This window comes from Chryseobacterium sp. AC405b, from assembly GCF_979258685.1.
The window spans coordinates 2,285,621-2,308,312 of record NZ_OZ409877.1 but is presented as its reverse complement, the minus strand read 5'-3'; the positions used below and the strand labels follow the sequence as shown (position 1 = coordinate 2,308,312).

At 35.7% G+C, this 22,692-nt stretch carries 15 protein-coding genes; 6 read left to right on the top strand and 9 right to left on the bottom strand.

The features are described from left to right. Window positions 1–118: 118 nt before the first annotated feature. Both ACZZZA_RS11070 and ACZZZA_RS11065 read left to right on the top strand, forming a co-directional pair. Complete coding sequence (locus tag ACZZZA_RS11070) at window positions 119–1,309, top strand: MFS transporter (protein ID WP_463431751.1); 1,191 nt, start codon at window positions 119–121, stop codon at window positions 1,307–1,309. A gap of 55 nt (window positions 1,310–1,364) precedes the next feature. Further along, a complete protein-coding gene (locus ACZZZA_RS11065; protein ID WP_463431749.1) occupies window positions 1,365–2,972 on the top strand; it encodes a peptide chain release factor 3 in 1,608 nt (535 codons plus the stop codon). Between the two features lie 60 nt (window positions 2,973–3,032). Here ACZZZA_RS11065 and ACZZZA_RS11060 read toward each other — a convergent pair whose 3' ends face one another. Both ACZZZA_RS11060 and ACZZZA_RS11055 read right to left on the bottom strand, forming a co-directional pair. Then, a complete protein-coding gene (locus ACZZZA_RS11060) occupies window positions 3,033–5,429 on the bottom strand; it encodes a reprolysin-like metallopeptidase (RefSeq protein ID WP_463431747.1) in 2,397 nt (798 codons plus the stop codon). Window positions 5,430–5,449: 20 nt separating this feature from the next. Beyond that, window positions 5,450–5,944: a hypothetical protein gene (locus ACZZZA_RS11055; protein WP_463431745.1), complete on the bottom strand. Its 495-nt coding sequence runs from the start codon at window positions 5,942–5,944 to the stop codon at window positions 5,450–5,452. Between the two features lie 220 nt (window positions 5,945–6,164). Between ACZZZA_RS11055 and ACZZZA_RS11050 the strand changes: the two genes are divergently transcribed. Further along, on the top strand, window positions 6,165–7,073 hold the full coding sequence (locus tag ACZZZA_RS11050; RefSeq protein ID WP_463431743.1) for a DUF4349 domain-containing protein: 909 nt from the start codon (window positions 6,165–6,167) through the stop codon (window positions 7,071–7,073). 189 nt (window positions 7,074–7,262) lie between these two features. Here the strand turns inward: ACZZZA_RS11050 and ACZZZA_RS11045 are convergent, their stop codons facing one another. Both ACZZZA_RS11045 and ACZZZA_RS11040 read right to left on the bottom strand, forming a co-directional pair. Continuing rightward, window positions 7,263–7,628, bottom strand: a complete 366-nt coding sequence (locus ACZZZA_RS11045; protein WP_463431741.1) for a hypothetical protein — start codon at window positions 7,626–7,628, stop codon at window positions 7,263–7,265. A 27-nt stretch (window positions 7,629–7,655) separates the two neighbouring features. Beyond that, entirely contained in the window at window positions 7,656–8,795 is a 1,140-nt protein-coding gene (locus ACZZZA_RS11040) for an acyl-CoA dehydrogenase (RefSeq protein ID WP_463431739.1), read from the bottom strand. A gap of 144 nt (window positions 8,796–8,939) precedes the next feature. Here ACZZZA_RS11040 and ACZZZA_RS11035 point away from each other — a divergent pair, with 144 nt between their 5' ends. Further along, a complete protein-coding gene (locus tag ACZZZA_RS11035; protein ID WP_463431737.1) occupies window positions 8,940–10,718 on the top strand; it encodes an AMP-dependent synthetase/ligase in 1,779 nt (592 codons plus the stop codon). A gap of 264 nt (window positions 10,719–10,982) precedes the next feature. Here ACZZZA_RS11035 and ACZZZA_RS11030 read toward each other — a convergent pair whose 3' ends face one another. Both ACZZZA_RS11030 and ACZZZA_RS11025 read right to left on the bottom strand, forming a co-directional pair. Next, a complete protein-coding gene (locus ACZZZA_RS11030) occupies window positions 10,983–11,759 on the bottom strand; it encodes a zinc ribbon domain-containing protein (RefSeq protein ID WP_463431735.1) in 777 nt (258 codons plus the stop codon). Between the two features lie 2 nt (window positions 11,760–11,761). Next, window positions 11,762–12,859 (bottom strand): Nif3-like dinuclear metal center hexameric protein, encoded by a 1,098-nt coding sequence (locus ACZZZA_RS11025; RefSeq protein WP_463431733.1) that lies wholly within the window; start codon window positions 12,857–12,859, stop codon window positions 11,762–11,764. Between the two features lie 59 nt (window positions 12,860–12,918). Between ACZZZA_RS11025 and ACZZZA_RS11020 the strand changes: the two genes are divergently transcribed. Next, window positions 12,919–13,746: an ion transporter gene (locus tag ACZZZA_RS11020; RefSeq protein WP_463431731.1), complete on the top strand. Its 828-nt coding sequence runs from the start codon at window positions 12,919–12,921 to the stop codon at window positions 13,744–13,746. 43 nt (window positions 13,747–13,789) lie between these two features. Then, window positions 13,790–13,951 carry a hypothetical protein gene (locus ACZZZA_RS11015; RefSeq protein WP_463431729.1) on the top strand — a complete coding sequence of 54 codons (162 nt, stop codon included), beginning with the start codon at window positions 13,790–13,792 and terminating at the stop codon, window positions 13,949–13,951. A 73-nt stretch (window positions 13,952–14,024) separates the two neighbouring features. Here the strand turns inward: ACZZZA_RS11015 and ACZZZA_RS11010 are convergent, their stop codons facing one another. From ACZZZA_RS11010 to ACZZZA_RS11000, 3 genes are all read right to left on the bottom strand, one after another. Then, entirely contained in the window at window positions 14,025–15,989 is a 1,965-nt protein-coding gene (locus tag ACZZZA_RS11010) for a T9SS type A sorting domain-containing protein (RefSeq protein WP_463431727.1), read from the bottom strand. 219 nt (window positions 15,990–16,208) lie between these two features. Continuing rightward, window positions 16,209–18,833 carry a GEVED domain-containing protein gene (locus ACZZZA_RS11005; protein WP_463431725.1) on the bottom strand — a complete coding sequence of 875 codons (2,625 nt, stop codon included), beginning with the start codon at window positions 18,831–18,833 and terminating at the stop codon, window positions 16,209–16,211. A gap of 243 nt (window positions 18,834–19,076) precedes the next feature. Beyond that, on the bottom strand, window positions 19,077–22,652 hold the full coding sequence (locus tag ACZZZA_RS11000) for a T9SS type A sorting domain-containing protein (protein ID WP_463431723.1): 3,576 nt from the start codon (window positions 22,650–22,652) through the stop codon (window positions 19,077–19,079). Between the last annotated feature and the right edge of the window lie 40 nt (window positions 22,653–22,692).

Here is a 22,692-nt window from a genome sequence, read left to right as displayed (position 1 = left end):
GAGAATAAAAGAAACCGACATTTTATATTATCCGGACTACTATTCCAATCATTCATTTAGAAACATTCAGCTTAAACGGTTTCTATGAAGTATCTTTGCAACTTAATTTTTTATGAATATGGATCATGCAGTCAAACGTCCCGAAAACGTAAATTTACCCTTATTAACATACGTTGGTTTCACTTTTTTAGGATATTTCATTATCGGTTTATCACTTTCGGTTCTTCCGATTTTCATCAGTAAAAATTTAGGCTTTAGTTTGGTGATTGCAGGAGTTGTGATTAGTTTACAGTATGTGGCAACTTTTTTTCTAAGAGCTTATTCCGGAAAAATTATTGATGGAAGCGGGCCAAAACCTGCAGTTATATTCAGTATGCTGAGTTTTTCCTTAACCGGAGTCTTTCTTATTTTGGCTTATTATTTTAAATTATCACCTTTCGTTAGTCTCGGATTTTTAATAATTACACGCCTTCTTACTGGTTGCGGTGAAGGAATGATTGGAGCAAGCCCGATCAATTGGGCAATCATGGCAGTCGGTGAAAAGCATACCGCAAAAATTATTTCTTACAACGGCATTGCCTGTTACGGAGCTTTGGCGATCGGAGCCTCTCTGGGAATTGTTATCGAACATAAATTTGGTCTTAACGGGATTGGAATTCTTTCAATTTTGGTAGGAATTGTAGGTTTTCTTTTTGCTAAAACTAAGATGAATTACACCAATACCAACACCCAAGAATCTCAATCTTTCTGGAAGGTTTTAGGCAAAGTTTCCCCTTTCGGAATTTGTCTTGCTTTGGGAGGGATTGGTTTTGCAAGTATTTCCACGTTCATTACCCTGTATTACAATTATTTCCACTGGAATAATGGAGCTTTGTGTTTGAGTATTTTTGGCGGATTATTTGTTACAGGGAGATTGATTTTCAGCAATGTTATCAATAAGTATGGTGGAATTAAAGTCGCAATTGCCTGCCTTTTTGTAGAAACAATCGGATTAATTATTATTTCTCTTGCAAATAATTCAGAAATGGCACTTTTAGGAGCCGGAGTTACAGGTTTAGGATTTTCTTTAATTTTTCCTGCACTCGGAGTGGTTGCTATTAAAAGTGTTTCTCCATCAAGTCAGGGTTCTGCTTTGGCAGGTTACGGACTTTTCATCGATCTTTCTTTAGGTATTGCCGGTCCGTTAATTGGAGGTGTTGCTGATATTTTCGGAATGAAATATATTTTCCCTTTCAGCGCAGGAATGGTTTTAATAGGTTTTGGAGTTGCTTATTTGCTTAAAAGAAAATCAAGTTTCAACAAGTCATAAATACGATTTTCAGAATCCGATAAAAATCACGATTTTTGCAAATTCAAAATACACTATGTCAGACTTAATCAAAGAAATAGAGAAAAGAAAAACATTCGGAATTATTTCTCACCCCGATGCCGGAAAAACCACACTTACAGAAAAATTACTGCTCTTTGGAGGTGCCATTCAGGAAGCAGGGGCTGTAAAATCGAACAAAATTAAAAAAGGGGCAACCTCCGACTTTATGGAAATCGAAAGACAGAGAGGAATCTCGGTAGCGACTTCTGTATTGGCATTTGAATATAAAGGCTATAAAATTAATATTTTAGATACACCCGGTCACAAAGATTTTGCTGAAGATACGTATAGAACTTTGACTGCCGTAGACTCTGTAATCGTTGTCATTGACGTAGCAAAAGGTGTTGAGGAACAGACAGAAAAGCTGGTGAAAGTTTGCAGAATGAGAAATATCCCGATGCTGGTTTTCATTAATAAACTGGATCGTGAAGGTAAAGATGCTTTCGATTTGTTGGATGAAGTTGAGCAGAAATTAGGCTTACGCGTTGTTCCGCTTTCTCTTCCCATCGGGATGGGTGCTGATTTTCAGGGAATTTATAATATCTGGGAAAACAATATTCAGCTATTTTTAGAAGAAAAGAAACAGAAAGTAGGTGAAGCTATCAAATTTGACGACATTAACGATCCTACAATTGACGAAATTATCGGGACAAAAGCAGCTCAGAACTTAAGAGAAGAATTAGAGTTAATCCAATCTGTTTATCCGGAGTTCAGCCGTGAAGAATACATGAATGGCGATCTGCAACCTGTATTTTTCGGTTCAGCGTTAAATAATTTTGGTGTACGTGAATTACTGGATGCATTTATAGAAATTGCTCCTATGCCACAGCCAAAAGAAAGTGAAACCCGAATAGTAAAACCTGAAGAATCTGCATTCACTGGGTTTGTTTTCAAAATTCACGCAAATATGGATCCTAAACACAGAGACCGCTTGGCTTTTGTGAAAATTGTTTCAGGAACATTTAAAAGAAATGAAAATTATCTGTTGGTAAGAGAGGGTAAAAAGATGAAGTTTTCATCTCCAAATGCCTTTTTTGCCGATAAAAAAGAAGTTGTAGACGAAAGTTTCCCGGGAGATATTGTCGGACTTCATGATACAGGAAGTTTCAGAATAGGTGATACTTTGACGGGGGGTGAAAAAATCAGTTTCAAAGGAATTCCGAGTTTCTCTCCGGAGCATTTCAGATATATCAATAATAATGATCCTCTTAAAGCTAAACAATTAGCTAAAGGTATCGATCAATTGATGGATGAAGGTGTAGCACAGTTGTTTACTCTTGAAATGAACAACAGAAAAATTATAGGAACAGTAGGTGCTCTTCAATATGAAGTTATACAGTACCGTCTGGAGCATGAATATGGAGCAAAATGTACTTATGAACCCCTTTCTATGCACAAAGCTTGTTGGGTAGAAGCTGATGAGAAGTCTGAAGAGTATAAAGAATTTGCAAGATTAAAACAACGATTTTTGGCCAGAGATAAGTACAATCAATTGGTGTTTTTAGCTGATTCATCATTTACAATTCATATGACACAAGAGAAATTCCCTAATGTGAAACTGCATTTTATCAGTGAATTTAAGCAGCATGAAACTTTAAATTGATTTTTTAAACATAAAAAAACCGTTCATAAGAACGGTTTTTTTATGTAGCTGAATTGATATTTATTTCTTCTTAGCTTTCGTAAACATCAACAATTTCTTAACAATTTTCTCGTCATCAACGGTAACATGAATCATGTACGTTTCAGTAGGAAGATCTGTTAAATCGATTTTTTCATCTGCTCTGTTATCAACAGTTCTGGAGAAAATATATCTTGTTTTTTTCGGAATTACCAATTTTCCATCCATTGCATAGATCTCATAGGTAACTTTGTATGGTGCAGGTTTTCTGCCTTCATCAAATTTCGGTGGGAAATCAGTTTTTATATAAACATAACCATCATACGAAGGAACCGGATAAATCATCATTCCCTGGAAAATTGGTGAAGCTGGAGCTCCAGGTGTTCCAGGAGCGCCCGGTGTTCCAGGAGTACCCGGTGTTCCTGGCGTCCCAGGAGTGCCCGGTGTTCCAGGAGTACCCGGAGGAACTATGACACCTGAAGAAACAATTTGTATTCCTTGTGAATTTACATTCAAGAACACATTATCTATAGCCTTAACCATAATTCTTGCGTTACTCACATTTCCTAATCCTCCAGGTACCGTATAAGTGTAAGTACCATTATTTGGTGTACTTGCTACGATAACAGTTGGGAAAGTAAGACCACCATCTTTCGACAATAAGATTGTTACATTAGGGGTGCTTACTGGTGCAGCTGTTGTATTGGCAACGTTCCAGGTGATTACTTGTGTCTGTCCTTCCGTCCAAACAATTCCTGCTGTATTTTGTGAAGTTACTGTAAAAGGTCCTGCAGTACTTACTACTGTAAGTTTTACATCATCTCTTCCTGTCTGTCCGCCTAAAGGATTATTATCCCTAACAAGAACTGAGAAATTTAAGGTTCTAGCAATAGAAGGAAGCACCTCCCATGTGCTTGCTAGAGCAGGATTAACAATGTTTGCCAATTTTGGAAAATATCTTGAAGGCGATGCTGTAGGCATTATAGATCTAAAAAGAGGCCCCACTGCATTGGTTGATACAGGAGGCATTGTAGCCACACCAAAGTCTAACTGTTCCCAAGTGTAAGTTAGTGCATCATTATTAGCATCAGTTGCCGTAGCAGTTAACAAAAACGGGGTACTGTAAGGAATACTTTTATCTAAACCGGCATTTGCAATAGGCTCTGCGTTTGCGATATTAGTTTTAGTACCGCAGACGGATGTTGCACCTGTTGTTAATCTTAAGTACATTTCAGCAACACTTATTGCATGGAAATACGCATCACTATTGTTCTGCACGTTTGGAGGACAAATACCTGCATAACCCATAATAGTACTTGCACTTCCCGGTTCTACAGAAGTTGGTGTATTTCTGTTACAGTTATTGTTTTGTGTATGCATTGCCCCAAACTGATGCCCCATCTCATGAGCAACATAATCAATCACAAAAGGATCTCCTACAGGAACTGCAGAACCGGTAACACCTCCGGCTTTATTGTTACTACATACAGAAGGTGTCTGCGCAAGACCATTATCGTTCCCTGCATTAGCCTGGAAAAACAAATGTCCCAAATCATAATTGGCAACTCCTATTATATTGTTGGTAACTGTAATATTTTCTGAAAGCATCTGACTTGCATTCAGTGTATTGAAAGTATCTGTGCTGATGAAAAATAACGCATCTGTATTGGCAATCAACTGCAATCTTACAGAAACATCTTTTTCAAAAACTTCATTAAGACGAGTAACCGCTAAATTTACAGCTGCAAGAACTGCTGCTTTTTTCTGGGCATCAGTACCTGTACCTACACCAGCCTGACCGGCAATGTAAGCTGTATATTCTGTAGTGGTCGTAATTGCAAGTCTGTACGTTCTTTTTAAACCGTCTATAACTGTCTTTTGCGCAACAGCATTACTCAACTGAGATTCTCCGTTGAAAAGGCATTCAAATTGATTTGAAGATGACGCTTTTTTTCTGTCATACATTTTATAGACATTGTTGTCTTTCGTATGAGAATCTATATAATAAATTCCGCTTTCATTTCTCATCATTCCGTTAAAACCGAAATAAGGATCAATTGTGAATCTCAAACTTGCAGACTGATCTCCTTTTTTGAACCCTGAATAAGATTTAATTTCAGAATATCTATTCTGCAGATCCGGATGCATCGTTGATGATTCATACACTTCATATGTATCAAAACCTCCCTGAATATTTGGGAAACTAAGAAGAATACCTTGTTTTGAAGGATATGCATTTGTGTCAGATGCATTTTTCAGCTGATTCTGGATATCAGAAACATTTAATGTGAAAAGCGTATAATCAGAAATTCTGACATTATTATTCTCACGAACTTCACTATCGACCTTCGAAGTAACTTTTTTCCAATTATTTTGCTGTGCAAAGCTCGCTGCAGAAAAAACCAGCAAGCTGCCCAGAATGAGTATTTTTTTCTTCATATTTTAAATAATTTTAATTATTATTTGTTTACAGTTATCATTTTGATGCCGGATGGTGCTTTACCTTTAACTCTCAGGATCAAAATTGGGTTCTTTTGTTTGTTTGATAAATATTCCTGGTTACTTATTTCTTTAAAATATACATTCAAAACAGAATTTTTCATCTCAATTTTCGTCACTTCAATATCTCCAAAAGGCTCGTTTTTCATTTTTGGTTTCATCATCAGAAAAAACTCATTTTCCTCAAGTGCAGGTATTGGTTCTGATCGGGAAAATCTTTTATCTTCTAATTGAGCATACAATTTCAGAGTCTCATCAAAGTTTGTCAAAATCATATATTCGCTCAGTTGAACGTCACGATTTAATCTCCGAACTTCTGAAAATTCAACATTATCTTGTGGTACATTCACGACAGTTTCATTTTTAAATTCATTTTTCTGAACAGAAATACTTCTACAACTGAATTCTGTAGCTAATGCTAAAAATGACAATACAAACAAGAAAGTACGTTTCATTATTAAAGTCTCAAAAAGCAAAGGTAAATATTATTATATCTCCAAAGAAAATTTTTATTTAACATTTTTAACATTTAACATTTTTTTTTGTAAAATAATTACAAATATTTTACAAAACACTGATTATCAAACAAATAAAATTTTACTAAATTATTACTTTCCTTTTACAAATCATGATGATTATAACCGCATAATTTTACTTCAACAAAAAAATAATCTTATGAAAAAGTACATCTTACTAGTTGCGACATTAAGCACTTTCATTATGTGTAAAAAAGGAGAATCTACAACATCTCAATTAGAAAACTCAGTCAATTCTGTAGACAGCTTGGCAACAGACATGAGCAACAAAGCAAAAAATGTGAGTGATGAAGCAGAAGCTGTTTTCGATTCTGCAAGTATCAAAATTAAAGATTTTGAAAAAACGAAAAGTGACGTCACAGAAAAAATAGAATCTACTTCTAAAAGCATTGATTCTCTTTCGGACAAAATCACCAATATGAAACTGGAATCTAAAATTGAGAAAAAAGATTCGTCAGACAGACATTCTGAAAAGATAGTCGTGAATGTTCCGGCACCCAAAATCATTAAAGAAACCAAAGTCATCTACAAAGAGAAACCAAAAAATGACCATTATGAGCATATTGTTTCAAAAAACAAAATGATCAAAACCGGAGTACTGGAGATCAATGTAAGCGATGCGGATACGGCAAAAGAAATCGTAAAAGAACAAGTTAAAAAATACGATGGGATTATAAAAAGCGAAAATATTTCTTTAAACAACAATAACAGAAAAATCGCTTATCTGAAAGTAAAAGTTCCTATTCAGAAGTTTGATTATCTGATGGATGATTTGAGCTACAATATTGGAGAAGTTGAAAATAAAGGAATTGATGTTTCGGGTCAGGATTTTGTCAACAATACTTTTTGCGATGTCGAAATTACTTTGTACGGAAACGACAACCTTCTCGCAAATGAAAAAAAACCTGAAGGTTTCGGAGCAAAATCTTTGGCAGCAGTTTCCTCCGGCTGGAATGTCATCACTTCGATTTTCCTTTTTATACTTCCGCTTTGGCCTCTGTTTTTGATTACAGGAATTGGATATTACTTTTATAGAGAAGAAAAATAAAAATCTGCCGGGAAGTTAGATTGACTGAATGTTAAGAATAAATCTGCTTTAAAAAAAACTTTTCTTAATGATTTAACCTCTTTCGAAAAACATCATCAAACCATAAACGAATAAGAATTTTCATATATTATATTTGTGATTTGGTGTAAAGTAAAAGGCTCTCAATGCGAGAGCCTTTTATGATTATGATTATTTCATGTTCACTATTTTATCTACAACATATCTTGTATTTCCTCTCCAAGGCAATGTCCCTTTGTATTCTTTATAATGAAGATCAAAGTTTTTGCCACTGTTGAGCTCCAATTGTTTGAAAACTTCCGGATTATCTACAGAAAATTCAAACTCGTAGCTGGTAATGGTTCCACCTGTACCTTTTCCAAAACCTTCCTGTATCAGTTTACCTTCGTAGGTTTTAAAAACATAGCCTTTTTTGATGGCATAATTTAAATTACCTGATTTCACTCCTTCTCCGAAAACGAAGAAAAATTTATACCAGATAAAAACACCTAAAAGCAGTAAAATGACTCCCAAAGTGATTAACCAAGATTTTTTCATGATAGATATTTAGTGATTTTAAATCGATTATTTTGCAATACTTCTCGAAATCACAATTCTCTGGATTTCAGAAGTTCCTTCATAGATCTGAGTGATTTTGGCATCTCTCATCAGTCTTTCTACATGATATTCCTTCACATATCCGTATCCACCGTGAATTTGTACTGCTTCAATCGTAGTATCCATCGCAACTTGAGAAGAATACAATTTTGCCATAGCTCCGATCTCAGAAATATCTTTTCCGGCATCTTTTTCAACAGCAGCTTTAAAGCAAAGCATTCTTGCAGCCATAATCTGAGTTGCCATATCTGCCAACTTGAAAGCAATTGCCTGATGATTGATAATTTCAGTTTTAAAAGCTTTTCTTGTTTTAGCATATTTCAGAGCCATTTCGTAAGCTCCTGAAGCAATACCTAAAGCCTGAGATGCGATACCAATTCTACCGCCATTCAATACTGCCATGGCAAAATTGAACCCGAAACCGTCTTCACCGATTCTGTTTTCTTTAGGAACTTTTACATTGTTGAAAAGCAAAGAATGCGTATCACTTCCTCTGATCCCCAGTTTGTCTTCTTTAGGTCCTATTTCGAAACCTTCCCAACCTCTTTCTACGATGAAAGCATTAATCCCTTTATGTTTTTTTTCAGGATCAGTCTGAGCGATTACAATATAATAAGAAGCTGTTCCACCATTGGTGATCCAGTTTTTTACACCATTCAGAAGATAGTAATCTCCTTTATCTTCTGCTGTAGTTTTTTGAGAAGTTGCATCAGAACCAGCTTCCGGCTCAGATAAAGCAAATGCACCGATTACCTGTCCGCTTGCTAATGGAGTAAGATATTTTACTTTTTGCTCTTCCGAAGCATATTTTTCTAATCCTGCACAAACTAATGAATTGTTTACAGACATTACAACCGCTGCAGAAGCATCAATTTTTGCAATTTCTTCCATTGCCAAAACATAAGAAATACTATCCATACCGGCACCGCCGTATTGAGGATCAACCATCATTCCCAAAAGTCCCATTTCTCCCATTTTCTTTACTTGCTCGGTAGGAAATTTCTGATCGCGGTCTCTTTCGATTACTCCGGGTAATAGTTCGTTTTGTGCAAAATCTCTTGCTGCCTGCTGAATCATCAGCTGTTCTTCGGATAAATTAAAGTCCATAAAAATAATAATTAGATGGCCGTAAATTAACACTTTTTAGTCGAATCTGAAAAAATATTTGACATTTGAAAATTGTAAACAGAATTATGTTATTTTTACAAAAATGCTTATATTTAAAATTCTTTATTAAATATTTAACAAATTATGACAATCAAAAGATTATTCGATATTCCTCACCACGCTTTAGAAAAACTTCCTAATGATGTAATGTTTGCAACAAAACATCAGGGAGAGTGGAAAAAGACGTCTACACAAGAGTTTGTAAACCAAGGAAACAAAATTTCGAGAGGACTTTTGAAATTAGGAATAAAACCCGGAGACAAAATTGCACTCATCACTACCAATTCTCGCACAGAATGGGCAATAATGGATCTCGGACTTTCACAGATCGGAGTCGTTTCTGTACCTGTTTATCCAAGTATTTCACCGGAAGATTATGAATTTATCTTCAACAATGCCGAAATAAAATACTGCTTCGTTTCTGATAAGGAATTGCTGGCAAAAGTGATGAAAATTAAACACAACGTAGCCTCTCTGCAAGGTGTTTTTACGTTTGATCATATTACCGGAGCAGCCAACTGGAAAGAAATTTTAGATTTGGGAGAAGATGATTCTACTCAAATTGAGGTTGAAGATCTTTCAAAGGCAATTAATCCGCAGGATTTAGCAACTTTAATCTATACTTCCGGAACTACCGGTAAACCAAAAGGGGTGATGCTTACGCATGAAAATATCGTTTCTAATGTATTGGGCTCACTTCCAAGAATTCCTAGAAAAAAGAGTTTAGATTATAAAGATACCAGAGTGTTAAGCTTTTTACCGATCTGCCATATTTTTGAAAGGATGCTGTTCTATCTTTTCCAATACAATGGTTTTTCAATCTATTTTGCTGAAAGTATTGAAAAAATGGGTGAAAATGTGAAAGAAGTGAAACCTCACTACATGAGCGTGGTTCCCCGTTTGGTAGAAAAAGTGTACGATAAAATTTACAACACAGGTTCTTCAGCTGGTGGATTTAAACAAAAAATATTCTTCTGGGCGTTACATTTAATTCAAAAGAAAAAAGAAATTACAAAACCTTCAGGATTATCTGAAATTATAGCAGACAAATTGGTCTTCAAAAAATGGAGAGAGGGTTTGGGAGGAGAAATCATTACTTTAGTTTCCGGTTCGGCAGCTTTGTCCACAAGATTAAATTTAATGTTCCAAAATGCAGGAATACCTATTTTGGAAGGTTATGGATTAACGGAAACTTCACCGGTAATCTCAGTAAACTCTTTCGGAAAAGTGAAAGTAGGAACCGTAGGACATCCTTTGGATAATGTAACTGTAAAAATTCAGGAGGATGGAGAAATAACCGTAAAAGGACCTTCTGTATTTAAAAGTTATTTTAAAAATGAGGAACAAACTAAAGAAACCTTTACAGAAGACGGATTTTTCAAAACCGGAGACATCGGGCACATCGACAGTGAAGGATATCTGCAGATTACCGACCGCAAAAAGGAAATGTTTAAAACTTCAGGCGGAAAATACATAGCACCGCAAATGATTGAAAATTTAGCTAAAGCTTCCAAATTTATTGAGCAAATAATGGTGGTTGGTGATGGCGAAAAAATGCCTTGTGCATTTGTACAGCCAGATTTTGAATTTGCCAAAAACTGGGCGATGAGAAATAACCTTACCTTAGGTTCTACGCCACAGGAAATTGCAAAAAGTCAGGAACTGAAATCCAGAATAGAAAAAGAGATAGATGATATTAATGAACATCTTGGAAATTGGGAACAGATCAAGAAAATCGAGCTTACACCCGAAGTGTGGAGCATCGAAGCAGGACTTCTGACTCCTACCCTCAAACTGAAAAGAAAGGCGGTAAAAGAGAAGTTTAAAAACCTTTACGACAAGATGTATGATCATCACGATTAAAATAAACGAACCGTTTAAGTTTTGAAGCGGTTTTTTTTGGTTTAAAAACTAATTGTACGGATTATTTTATCCGAAATTAAATTTATGAAAACTTAAAAAGCATAAAGATTTTCAACAGGTAAAATAAAACCATCCCGTCAAAAATTAATTCTAAATTTTCGCCATTCCAAAAAAGAGAAATTATAATTTTGTCATCGAAAAGTTCAGAACAAAAAAACGGCTTCAAAAATTTGAAGCCGTTTGTATTTTTATATAAATTCTGTATTAAAATTTAATAATAGAATTCATTTTTTCATTTTCTTCGTTCACCAATTCGTCGTCAACAAGAATTTTTCCTGAATGTTCATCAATGATGATTTTCTTTCTCTGCGCAATTTCCATCTGTTTTTGTGGTGGAATTGTGAAGAAAGATCCTTTAGGAGCTCCTCTTTCAAGACCTACAACTGCAAGACCTGTAGAAGAGTTTGTTCGGATTCTGTGGTAAGAAGCTAGTAATCTTTCGTCAATTTTAGAAGCAAATTCTTCAGATTTTTTGATCAGATAATCTTCTTCTTTTTGAGTCTCAGAAATTAGCCCTTCCAATTCTTCTTTTTTGAATTTCAGGTGATTTTTAAGATTTTCGATTTTAGTATTCAACTCGTTAAGAGTTTCTTCCTTGTGACCGATTTTAGCTCCGAATTCTTTGATTCTCTTGTCAGAAAGCTGAATTTCAAGTTCCTGATATTCGATTTCTTTTCCTAAAGCTTCAAATTCTTTATTATTTCTTACGTTATCCTGTTGAGATTTGTATTTATCGATTAAAGTTTTTGCATGATTGATCACTTCATTTTTATTATTGATCTGATCATTCTGCTCTTTAATCTCTGCATGAAATTTTTCCGCTCTTTTTTCTAGGCCTTCAATCTCGATTTCAAGATCTTCAACCTCGATTGGCAATTCTCCTCTTGTATTTCGGATCTCGTCCAATCTTGAATCGATGATTTGCAAATCGTATAAAGCTCTTAATTTTTCTTCGACTGAAATTTCGGTGATTTTTGCCATATCTATAGGAAATAATTTACTGGGTTTGTTTTTTCACTAGATTTTAAGATTGCAAATGTACTAAATTTTTGCGATAAAATTTCAAATAATTGTTGACTTACCAATTGCTCTGATTCATAATGTCCTATATCACAAATCAGCATTTTAGATTCTGCCAGGAAATAATCGTGGTATTTGAGATCTCCTGTGAGATACGCATCACATTTTTTTGAAAGTGCCGATTTTATACCGCTTGCTCCTGAACCTCCCAAAACCCCTACTCTTTTGATTTTCTTTTGATTAAAATCCGAATGCCTGATAATATTTAAATTAAATTTTTCTTTCACCAAACTTAAAAATTCCTTTTCATTCATCTCTGTTTCAAATTCACCGTACATTCCCAATCCCGAATATTGATTTTCATTTTCTAGCTGATACATCTGATGCGCAACTTCTTCATAAGGATGAGCCGATTTCATTGCGGCAAGAATTTGATTTTGTTTAAAAGATTCAAAAATCACAGAAATCATATCTTCATCGGCATTTTCACGAATATTGTGTTGCCCGGAAAACGGATTTGAACCTTCAATGGGTCTGAAAGTTCCTTTCCCTTCTATTTTAAAACTGCATTCGTCATAAAACCCAATATTTCCGGCTCCGGCAGAGAAAAGGGCCTCTTTTACCTTTTCGGAATATTCATTTGGAACATAGACATTAAGCTGTTTCAAATTATTTTTTTTCGGCTGAAGGATTTTTAAGTTTTTTAAACCTAAAAGATTGCAGATTCCGGCATTGACTCCATGAAAATCATTATCAAAAGCGGTATGAACGGCGTAGATGGCAACTTTATTTTCGATGGCTTTTAATACTGCTCTTTCCACATAGTTCTTACCTGTGAGAGATTTTAAACCAGAAAAAATAATCGGGTGAAAGCAGACAATAAAATTACAGTTTCTTTGTATGGCCTCATCCACCACATTTTCCAAAGCATCATGACAGACCAATATTCCTGAGACATTTCTTTCCGGCAGACCGCACAAAAGCCCTACGTTATCAAAGTCTTCAGCTTGTGGCATATCAATAAGCTTTTCTATTTCTGAAATTACTTCGCGTATTGTCATTTTATTATGTAAGTTTGTTACGAAAATAGCGTAATTTATTGTACAAAAAAACACCAATTATGGAAAAAGAACACAATCTCGTCCCAGGTGACAAACTTTGGAAAAGATTTTTGTACCGCGTCATTTACAGATCAGATACCCGTCTGGGGAAATTATTTGACGTCATACTTTTGTGTTTGATTTTGGTGAGCACTTTTATTATTTTAATGGAGAGTGTTCCTAAGATTGATAAGAAATTTCATATTTATTTTATCATTTCAGAATGGATTATCTCTGTTATTTTTTCTGCAGAATATTTTCTGAGAATTGCTGTTTTAAAAAATAAAAAAAATTACATATTCAGTTTTTTTGGCATTATTGATTTTCTTTCACTGGTTCCTTTTTATCTGAGTTTCTTTTTTCCGATTACAAAATACTTTTTGATTTTCAGAATGTTGAGAATGCTGAGAGTTTTCAGGGTATTCAATTTACTGGATTTTATGAATGACGGATATGTCATAGTAAGAGCTTTAAAAAACAGTTCAAGAAAAATTTATATTTTCCTGTTATTTTTAATTATTTTTTCGGTAATTGTCGGTTCACTGATGTTCATGGTGGAAGGAGGAAGACCTGGTTTTGAGACGATTCCTCAATCAATCTACTGGGCAGTGGTTACCGTAACAACGGTTGGTTATGGCGATGTATCACCCATTACGCCGATGGGGAAATTTTTTGCCGTCATTCTGATGCTTGCAGGTTATTCTATTATTGCAGTTCCTACAGGAATAGTAACTGCCGAAATGAGAAATAAAAGACAAAATCTGGAATTGATCTGCGAGAGATGCGGAAATGAAGATATTGATGATGATGCGAGATATTGCAAACAGTGTGGCAAGAAATTAGCATAGTACTTTCATCGAAACAATCTATTTATCTAATACAACAGAAATCATGGAACCACAAAAGAAAAACAGACCCAACAGTTTAGTAATTATTCTATTTGCTTTAATTATTTTAATGATCATCATCTATTTCATTCTTGTAATGTTTTTCCCTACAATATTTGATTTGATGAGCACAGGAGAAATAAAACCTGTACCACCAAGCGAATAAAGCAATTTATAATATAAAAAAATTGGCTGTTCAATTATGAGCAGCCAATTTTCATTTATCACTAAATTTGTTTTTACTTTTTAATTATTTTCAAAGACTGTGATGAGCCATCTTTCATCATTAGTTTCAAAATATACACTCCTGAATTCAACTGTTCCAAACGAACTACCGAATTAGGATTTTCAATTATTTTCAAAACTCTTCCCGATACATCCATCACAGAAACCGATTTTACAGTGGTGAAATCTGAAATATTAATACTCTCTGTAAATGGGTTAGGATAAATTTTCACTTTAGACTTGACCTCAGAAACCTCAGAAGTTGCAAGAAAACTGCTTGATAAATTGATGGTGAAAATGTCTTCAATTTCATTATCAGAACTGCTGTAATGACCTACATTTACATAATATATTGTCCCTGCAACTGTTGGTACAGACATAATCTCTGTTTCGCCGTCACCTCCGCTATCTTCTGTATCTACACAGGTTAAAACACTGCAGCTTCCGGTAAAAACTCCGACTTGAGGGTCAAAAGAACTTCCGGTTGGCATATTCACCACGACATCAACAGTACCGCCATTTCCTGTAAAACTAAACCAGGTTCCGTCATTCATTCCATCAGAGCAAGTAGATAAAAATCCTGTATTGTTAGTTGCTCCTGCCGCATCAGATTGTGTGTAAGAATATGGAAAAGTATTCGCAGATAAAGCTCCTGAACAGGTATCATTCACAGGTGTTGGCGGAATTGTTCCCACACAGATATCAAAACTCTGATTGCTTCCTGCACCACCATAACTATACACTCTCACATAATATGTGGACCCAACCGTCAAACCAGTAACCCATGAAGATGCAGGATCTGAACATAACATATTCGTCAAACTGCCGCAAGATCCGCTAAAAACCTGAAAATAAATATCATTGCTGTTAGTGGTGCCAACAGAAGCAATATTATTGAGTGAAATTTTGTGTGATGTTGCTGTAGCTGTGAATTTAAACCAAACATCGTCATCAGGATTTCCATAACACGGAGTGGGGCTTAATCCTGAATTGGTTGCTCCCAGAGTATATCCCTGAGTTGATGCGGTGCAAACGGCATTTGGATTAACTGTTAAAGTAATTGCGTTTGCGCATTCATCATTTGAGGGTTGTCCGGGTGCTGTTCTAAACATAATGACTGAACATCCCTGAGATTCTCCGCTTGTATTCACAGCCGTTACTTTTAGATAATATATTGTATTTGCAGATAAAGTCTGAGAAACTGTGAAACTGTTTGTACTTACAGATTGCTGGTTAACTACATCCGAGCCACCCAAAATAGTACCTATAGACACTTTGTAACTTGTAGCTCCGGGAACCGTTACCCATTCAATGGTTGGTGATAAAGGAATAAAAGATGAGTTATTGATTGGATAGATGAGATCGGGACAAGCAATTGTTGAATTTGGATTTATTCCGTTAAAGGTAATTACAGATTTCCGATCACTTAAAAATCCATTTGGAGGGAAAGAAAGATTGGGATTATTAACATCACTTCGGTAATACAATACCGAGTTCAGACCTGAATTATAACCGTAAAATGCGTCATTAAAACCATTTGCATCATAGCCTGCAGAATTTTCTTTCACAGCCAAAACCAAATTTTCTGTGTTATTATATACAAAAGGTGCAGGAAGTACTACTGTCACTACTCCGTTAACGTTGGTTACTGTTCCTGAAAAAGCCTGGTTAAGTTGCGAAACAGGAATCCAGTCTGAAATTGAGGTGAAATTATTTTTTGTAGTGCTACCAAGATATATAATCCAACTCGAAGAGTTGGTAATCGTTGAATTGGGATTCAGATAAAACTTAAGACCTGTAATATTTCCTGAAGAATTTGCATTGATTTCATTTTTTGTGAAAATTTGCTGTACATAAGAATACCCGTAATATGTACTTACAGGAGCAGGTGAGACCGATGTACTTCCTGAACCTAAATTTATTTGACCATTTAAAAAAATATTAAAGGATAAGACGATAAAAAGTATAGTTTTTTTCATAAAGTATTAATAGCACAATTATAGGTAAAGTTATAACATATATTTTATTACGCTATTAATATTACATTACGTTTGTAAAAAAAATTAATTTCCAAAAAGAATATGAATGTTTCTTTTCAATAATGATCCATGAAGTGAAATTTAATTATAATATTCAGAATAGCATAATAAAATAATAGCGACCAAAAAGGTCGCTATTATTATTTAAAGTTTAAAAAATTATTTTTTAATTACTTTGATTGTTTGTTTAGAACCATCATTCATATTTAAAATCACCATATACATACCTGAATTCAACTCTCTTAACTGAAGAGCAGAACTTGGTTTGTCAATAGTTTTTATTAATCTTCCGGCAATATCAACAATCGATACAGATTTTACATTCTTCACATCTGAGATGTTTAGCACATCAGCAAATGGGTTAGGATATACTTTGATATTGTTTTTATTAAGCGAACTTTCTACTGTTGATAAAGCAGATTGATTGATCGCAAAATTATCAATAAAGAAATCATTATCAGGAGTATCATCTACGGTACCATCTGTTCCATAAATAGCAAACTTCATTTGAGTTGTTCCACCTGTAATCGTGTAAGAAAACGCAGTTGAAGTATTTGAAATATTTGTAGATGCGTTCCATGACTGAATAGACGTCCATGTAACTCCATTATTATTTGACATCAGAACTTCGATTTTATCATCAGAACCCAATGTTGCCGCAGCTGTTCCATTCCATTCTGTCATTCCATAATCAAATGTCAAATCATAAGATCCACTAGATAAATTGAAAGTAGGAGAAACTAACCATCCTGTAGTATTAGTTGAATAGAGGTTGATTTTAGCTGCTCCGGTTGTTCCGTTATTAAGGAAACCATCTTCAAGCCAATTTGAAGCCGTACCTGTAGGACCAGTTCCTACAGTTCCACCAGAAGACTGGTTCCAGCACGCAGTGTTGATACTAGCAAAAGTATTGGTGTAATTTGGGGTAATTGCCGCACATTCTGTTGTAAAATTTCTTACAGTACAAGAATTTGATGTAAGACCTCCGACATCATAAGCATTGACTGTGTAGAAATATTCAATACTATTAGCTAGCGGAGAAGTAAATGTATACGAAGTAACGTTTCCTACATCGTAATTATTCAATACATCTGTACCTCCTGAAGTAGTTCCTACGGTAATTCTATATCCTGTAGCTCCTGTCATTGCAGTCCATTCAATCGTTGGTGAAAGTGGTACACCTGTTACTCCATTTGCAGGACTTGTAACAGACGGACAGAAAGTTTCAGTTGTAAAGTTTGCAGCAGAAGACCAAGAGCTTTTATCTGTTGCCGAACATACAGAACGTACCCAAACATAATATGCTGTAGACGATGATAATGATGAAAGATCAGTTGTCGCTGTAGTTGCAGTTCCTGTTGCTACAGTAGCAGATGTAGGAGCAGTATTTGTTGTCGACAAATAATATTCATAACCATTTGCAGGCGCTGTTGCTGGTGCAGACCACGATACCGTTGCAGTAAATGCTGTAATTGCACTGGTAGATAAAGCAGTAGGCTCTACACATGAAGGGTTAACTTCCACAATGATATCATCCACATACAGATTAAACATATTTGCATCAGAATACACATTAAACCCAAAATAATAGACACCACTTGCTGTAGGTGTAAATGAGTAAAAATCTGTAACCGGAGTCAGAACATCTACGATACTTGTGTAATCATGCAGCACATTTGTCTGAGATGCCTGATTAGGTGCTGTACCATAAGTAACTTTCATTTTTTCAGTATAAAAAGCACTGTTGTTTCCATATTTATACTTAATTCTGTAAGTAGTTCCTGAAACTAAATTTACTCCTTGAGTGAAAAACCATGCATTAGCAGAATTTTGGAAATTGTAGTAATAAGTCAGTGTTTTATTTGTAAAACCATTCCCAGGGTCATTACTTATCACCCAGCTATTTCCAGATCCTGGGTTTGTAGCTTGAGTACATATAGGCATTCCCGGAACTGTAGCATTTTCAAAATCCAGTGTGTAAGGAACATTTGCAGCTACGCATACCGTAACCATACAAGTGTTTATCCAGTTGCTGGCTTCTGTTGCAGTACATTTAGATCTCACCCAAATACAGTAATTGGTTCCAGGTGTTAATCCCGTTAAAGTAACAGCTGGTGTAGCAGAATTTAAAAGTGGAACTGTAGCAGCAGTTGGTACAACTCCTGTACTGCTATAAAAAACATCATATCCTTGACCAGGTATTGTAGATGATGGCGTCCATGTAACATCTACTGTTGTAGGAGTTATATTAGAAGTGGCAAGAGCTGATGGTGCAAGACAAGTTGGTGGCGGAGTTACTGTAAGCTTGTAATCATGAACTTCACCATATCCAGTAATATCGCAAGGTGTTGGATCATTGTTCCATCTGTCTGCAACTCTCATTCTATAATTCCCTGCTGTTACAGTTGAAGGCAAGGTAATTGTCCCATTTGTCGTTGTAGTAGTACCGCTTGACCCCGAACCAATCAATTCTGTTGTTGCATCAAAAGTGCCGTCATTATTAAAATCAGCCCAAATTTTTACAAATTGACCCTGATAATCATGTGTTGCAGAAAAAGAATAAGGAATCGTGGGAGAGAGTGTGACGGTCTGACTCGCAAAATAATCACCATATGTGTTTGATGAGCAACCAGTACCTAAGTGACTGAAGCCTGCCGTTGAAATCGTGAAATCATTGATCTGATCCCCACCACTGCAACCGCTCGAATAATTAGGTGTGCAATAGGTCTGTGCCGACAACATTAATCCTAATGCCGCAAAACCCATGAATAAAACTTTTTTCATTATAGTAATTTTATGATTAAAAAATCGAAATTAATAATTAATAACAACACCAACAATTAAATATTAATAAATTATCAAAAATTAACATATTTGCGTTAAATGGAAATAAACTAATTTTAATTTATTATGTTAAAAAAGAAAAATGATTGAAAAGTCGACAAATTAACTATACTAACATTTCTGAATTGTTCACAAAAAAAATAGCGACCAAAATGGTCGCTATCATTATTTAAAATTAAAAAATTATTTTTTAATCGCTTTGATTGTTTGTTTAGAACCATCATTCATGTTTAGGATCACCATATACATTCCAGATTTCAATTCTCCTAACTGAAGCGCTGAACTTGGTTTTGTTATAGTTTTCACTAATCTTCCAGCAATATCAACAACTGATACAGATTTTACGTTCTTCACATCTGAGATGTTTAACACATCAGCAAATGGATTAGGGTAAGCTTTTAGATTTTCATTTTTAACGACTTCAGAAGTTCCTAATACTGTACAGTTTTGGGTAACAGCAAGTGAGTAGTCACCCATTTGTGCTGCAGCATAACTACTGAATAAAACATAATAAGTAGTACCAGCTACTCCGTTAAAAGTAAGTTTTGGCGCATTATATAATGTTACTGTACATCCTGTATCTGCATAACCAACACCATCAGTATTTGCAAAACAAGTAAGAGTACCACAACTTCCTGTATAAACTCTTAAATAAGAATCAAACTTAGCACCACAAGCATCAATAGTTATTGGCCCATTAGCAACTGCTGTAACTGTATACCAAACTCCTTTGTAACTTGCTGTTGTAGTTGTACCACCACAAGTAGAAGTTGGTAAAGTTTCATCGGCAGCTAAAGCATTGTTTCCTGTTACAGTACCACCACAAGCAATTGCAGTTGCAGTTGCACATGTATCATTAGTAGGTGCAGTAGGTGTTGTTACAGCAAATGTGAAATTAGAATTTACACCTACAGTTGTACTCGTAGAATAAACTCTCACATAATATGTGCTACCTACTGTAAGAGCTGGAAGCAATATATTTGAATTACCATAAGCACCTGAAAAACAAGCTACAGCTACTAAACTTCCACATGAACCTGAATAGACTTGGGTTGCTGTGGCATTATCAGAATAAAGCACACTTACTAAATGAGTTGTAGATGTAGCGGTAAAGCTATACCAAACATCATCATCAATTGCTGTTGCAGCACAAGTAGGAGCTGTCCCTGTACTTTGTGTTGCGCTTACAGTCGTTCCTGCAATTGGTGTACTATCTGGTACAACTATAGTAGCACCCGCACAATCGTTATTTACTGGAGGAGGAGGCGTTGTAGTAACACAAATATTAAATGTATTTGCATTTGCAAGTGATCCTGTAGCATTATTATATACTCTTACAAAATAAGTATTTCCTACTGTCAATCCTGTCAATGTTGCAGGAGAAGCTGAAGTTGTATCACAAAGTACACTTGTTAAAGCACCACAAGTACCTGAAAGGACTTGAAGGTTCAATGCTGTACTTGATGTAGATCCTACTGAAACAACATTAGATAATGTAACTGTATGTGCTGTACTTGTTGCAACAAAAGAATACCAAACATCATCATCTGCAACTCCCGTACATGGCGCAATTGCATCAACAGAAGCAGTTGCACTAAGTGTAGTTCCAGACACAGTTGTCCCACAAGTTCCTGTAGCACTTGCAGTCAATACCACAGCAGTAGCACAATTGTCATTTGCTGGCGGTGGTGGTGGTGTTCCAACACAGATATCAAATGTTGCGCTCGTTGACGTTGTCGCAGTGTAAGTCCATACTCTTATCGTATACTCTTGACCAACAGTTAAACCTGTTAACTCCATTGTATTTGGATCGCTACATACTATATGCACCAAACTTCCACAAGCACCACTGTAAGCAGACATTGCCATATCTGTAGTTCCCGACACATTTGTAAGTGAAATTCTGTGTGATGCATTAGTAGCTGTAAATTTAAACCAAACATCATCATTTACTCCAGTTGCCGCACAAGTTGGTGCAGTCTCTGTACTTTGCGTTGCACTTACTGTTGTCCCAGAAGTGATTACTCCGCATGAGTAGTTAGGATTTACCGTTAGGACTGTTGCATTTGTACAATCATCATTCGCTGGTGGCGGTGGTGGTGTTCCAACGCAAATATTAAAGCTATTATTCGATCCAGCACCCGCATAATTATATACTCTTACATAATACGTCTGACCTGGAGTTAAACCAGTCAAAAGATTAGAATCTGCATCGCTACAAAGTACACTAGTCATTGTACCACAAGCTCCGCTCAATACATTAAAATACATATCTAAAGAAGTACTCGTTCCAGTTGCCACTACATTAGTCAAACTAATATTGTGTGATGTAGATGTTGCAACAAATGAAAACCAAACATCATCATCAGGATTTCCGAAACAAGGAGTCGCTGCCATAGACAGAGTCGCACCAAGAGTATTCCCCGCTGTCACAGTACCACAAGACAGATTTGGGTTTACCGTTAATGCAATAGCACCCGAACAGTTGTCATTTACTGGCGGTACCGTTGATCCAGTCGTAAAGTTTCTTTCTGTACATCCTGAAGAAACATTTGTTCCTTGATAAGAATTAACTGTATAGAAATATTGAGTATTTGGATTAAGAGGAGTAGCAAATGTATATGCTGTAACGTTACCCAAATCTACATTTGACAAAATATTACTAGCACCTGCTGAAGTTCCTACTGTCAATCTATATCCAGTTACTCCATTTACAGCCGTCCAAGTAATTGTTGGGTTTAAAGAAGTTCCAAGAGTAGGATTTGCAGGAGACCCTACTGAAGGACATGGTACCGTCAATGTTGTAAAAGAAGTTTCATTACAACCTGTCGCAGAACCAATGTTATTCGTTGGTATCACTTTTAAATAATACTGCGTGCCATATGATAATGCACCCGCAGGAATTACATAAGAAGTAGAATTACCAGCATTAAATCCATTTAAAATATCAGTTCCACCAGGAGTAGTTCCTAAATTAATTAAATAACTGGAAGCTCCATTTGCTCCGTAAACCCCCGCCCAAGTAATGGTAGGAGTAAGAGAAACAGCGGTAGCTGCATTTGCAGGCGCGCTTACCGTAGTACAAGCAGGTACAGTGGTAGCTGGAGGCATTGTAACATCAAAAGCTATGTAAGGTCTTCTATAATTAGCTGATGTAAGGGTAGCTGTAAAAGCTGAAGTAGTGTTTAAATATCTTGTTGTATTACTATTAGTAGTACTAATACAAGAACCAGTGTACTCATACTCCCAAGTAATAGCAGCAGCAGGTGCGGTAGTCTGGGTATACTCCATAAATACGGCAAGATTACTGCCCGAAGTATATACAAAACTTGCAAGCCCTAAAAATTGTTTAGAGCCAGCAGTAGTTCCTACAACAGATGCAGGGTCTGAATCATAAACTAATGTTGCTGTACCAATTTCTGTTGCCCAATCTGGCGCAGTAGGATAGTCTACTGCTGTAGTGTTCTTCAAATAAATTTTAAAAGTTGTTCCTGCTGGCAGTGATCCCGTAGCCGTCAATCTTTTAAAATAAGTTGAAGTAATTGTTCCACCTGCCATAGCCAGCAACTGGGATGCTGGGAGAATAAAAGCAGTTCTGTTTTTACTATTAGCGGTTGCCACGCTATTCATGGGACCATAGACATTACTACCAAGACTTGGACTTCCTGAACATACAGGAACCGTAAAATTCTGTCCCGTATACAATTGACAAGCAAAAACACTCATCAAAAGTAAAAACAGTAAATTTTGTTTTTTCATACTTAGTTAAATTAAAATTAGGGGGTGAAATTACACAATT

Bases quoted from the DNA above. Each gene is read 5' to 3' on its own strand.
- ACZZZA_RS11070 (WP_463431751.1), top strand. From the start codon at position 119: ATGGATCATGCAGTCAAACGTCCCGAAAACGTAAATTTACCCTTATTA.
- ACZZZA_RS11065 (WP_463431749.1), top strand. From the start codon at position 1,365: ATGTCAGACTTAATCAAAGAAATAGAGAAAAGAAAAACATTCGGAATT.
- ACZZZA_RS11060 (WP_463431747.1), bottom strand. From the start codon at position 5,429: ATGAAGAAAAAAATACTCATTCTGGGCAGCTTGCTGGTTTTTTCTGCA.
- ACZZZA_RS11055 (WP_463431745.1), bottom strand. From the start codon at position 5,944: ATGAAACGTACTTTCTTGTTTGTATTGTCATTTTTAGCATTAGCTACA.
- ACZZZA_RS11050 (WP_463431743.1), top strand. From the start codon at position 6,165: ATGAAAAAGTACATCTTACTAGTTGCGACATTAAGCACTTTCATTATG.
- ACZZZA_RS11045 (WP_463431741.1), bottom strand. From the start codon at position 7,628: ATGAAAAAATCTTGGTTAATCACTTTGGGAGTCATTTTACTGCTTTTA.
- ACZZZA_RS11040 (WP_463431739.1), bottom strand. From the start codon at position 8,795: ATGGACTTTAATTTATCCGAAGAACAGCTGATGATTCAGCAGGCAGCA.
- ACZZZA_RS11035 (WP_463431737.1), top strand. From the start codon at position 8,940: ATGACAATCAAAAGATTATTCGATATTCCTCACCACGCTTTAGAAAAA.
- ACZZZA_RS11030 (WP_463431735.1), bottom strand. From the start codon at position 11,759: ATGGCAAAAATCACCGAAATTTCAGTCGAAGAAAAATTAAGAGCTTTA.
- ACZZZA_RS11025 (WP_463431733.1), bottom strand. From the start codon at position 12,859: ATGACAATACGCGAAGTAATTTCAGAAATAGAAAAGCTTATTGATATG.
- ACZZZA_RS11020 (WP_463431731.1), top strand. From the start codon at position 12,919: ATGGAAAAAGAACACAATCTCGTCCCAGGTGACAAACTTTGGAAAAGA.
- ACZZZA_RS11015 (WP_463431729.1), top strand. From the start codon at position 13,790: ATGGAACCACAAAAGAAAAACAGACCCAACAGTTTAGTAATTATTCTA.
- ACZZZA_RS11010 (WP_463431727.1), bottom strand. From the start codon at position 15,989: ATGAAAAAAACTATACTTTTTATCGTCTTATCCTTTAATATTTTTTTA.
- ACZZZA_RS11005 (WP_463431725.1), bottom strand. From the start codon at position 18,833: ATGAAAAAAGTTTTATTCATGGGTTTTGCGGCATTAGGATTAATGTTG.
- ACZZZA_RS11000 (WP_463431723.1), bottom strand. From the start codon at position 22,652: ATGAAAAAACAAAATTTACTGTTTTTACTTTTGATGAGTGTTTTTGCT.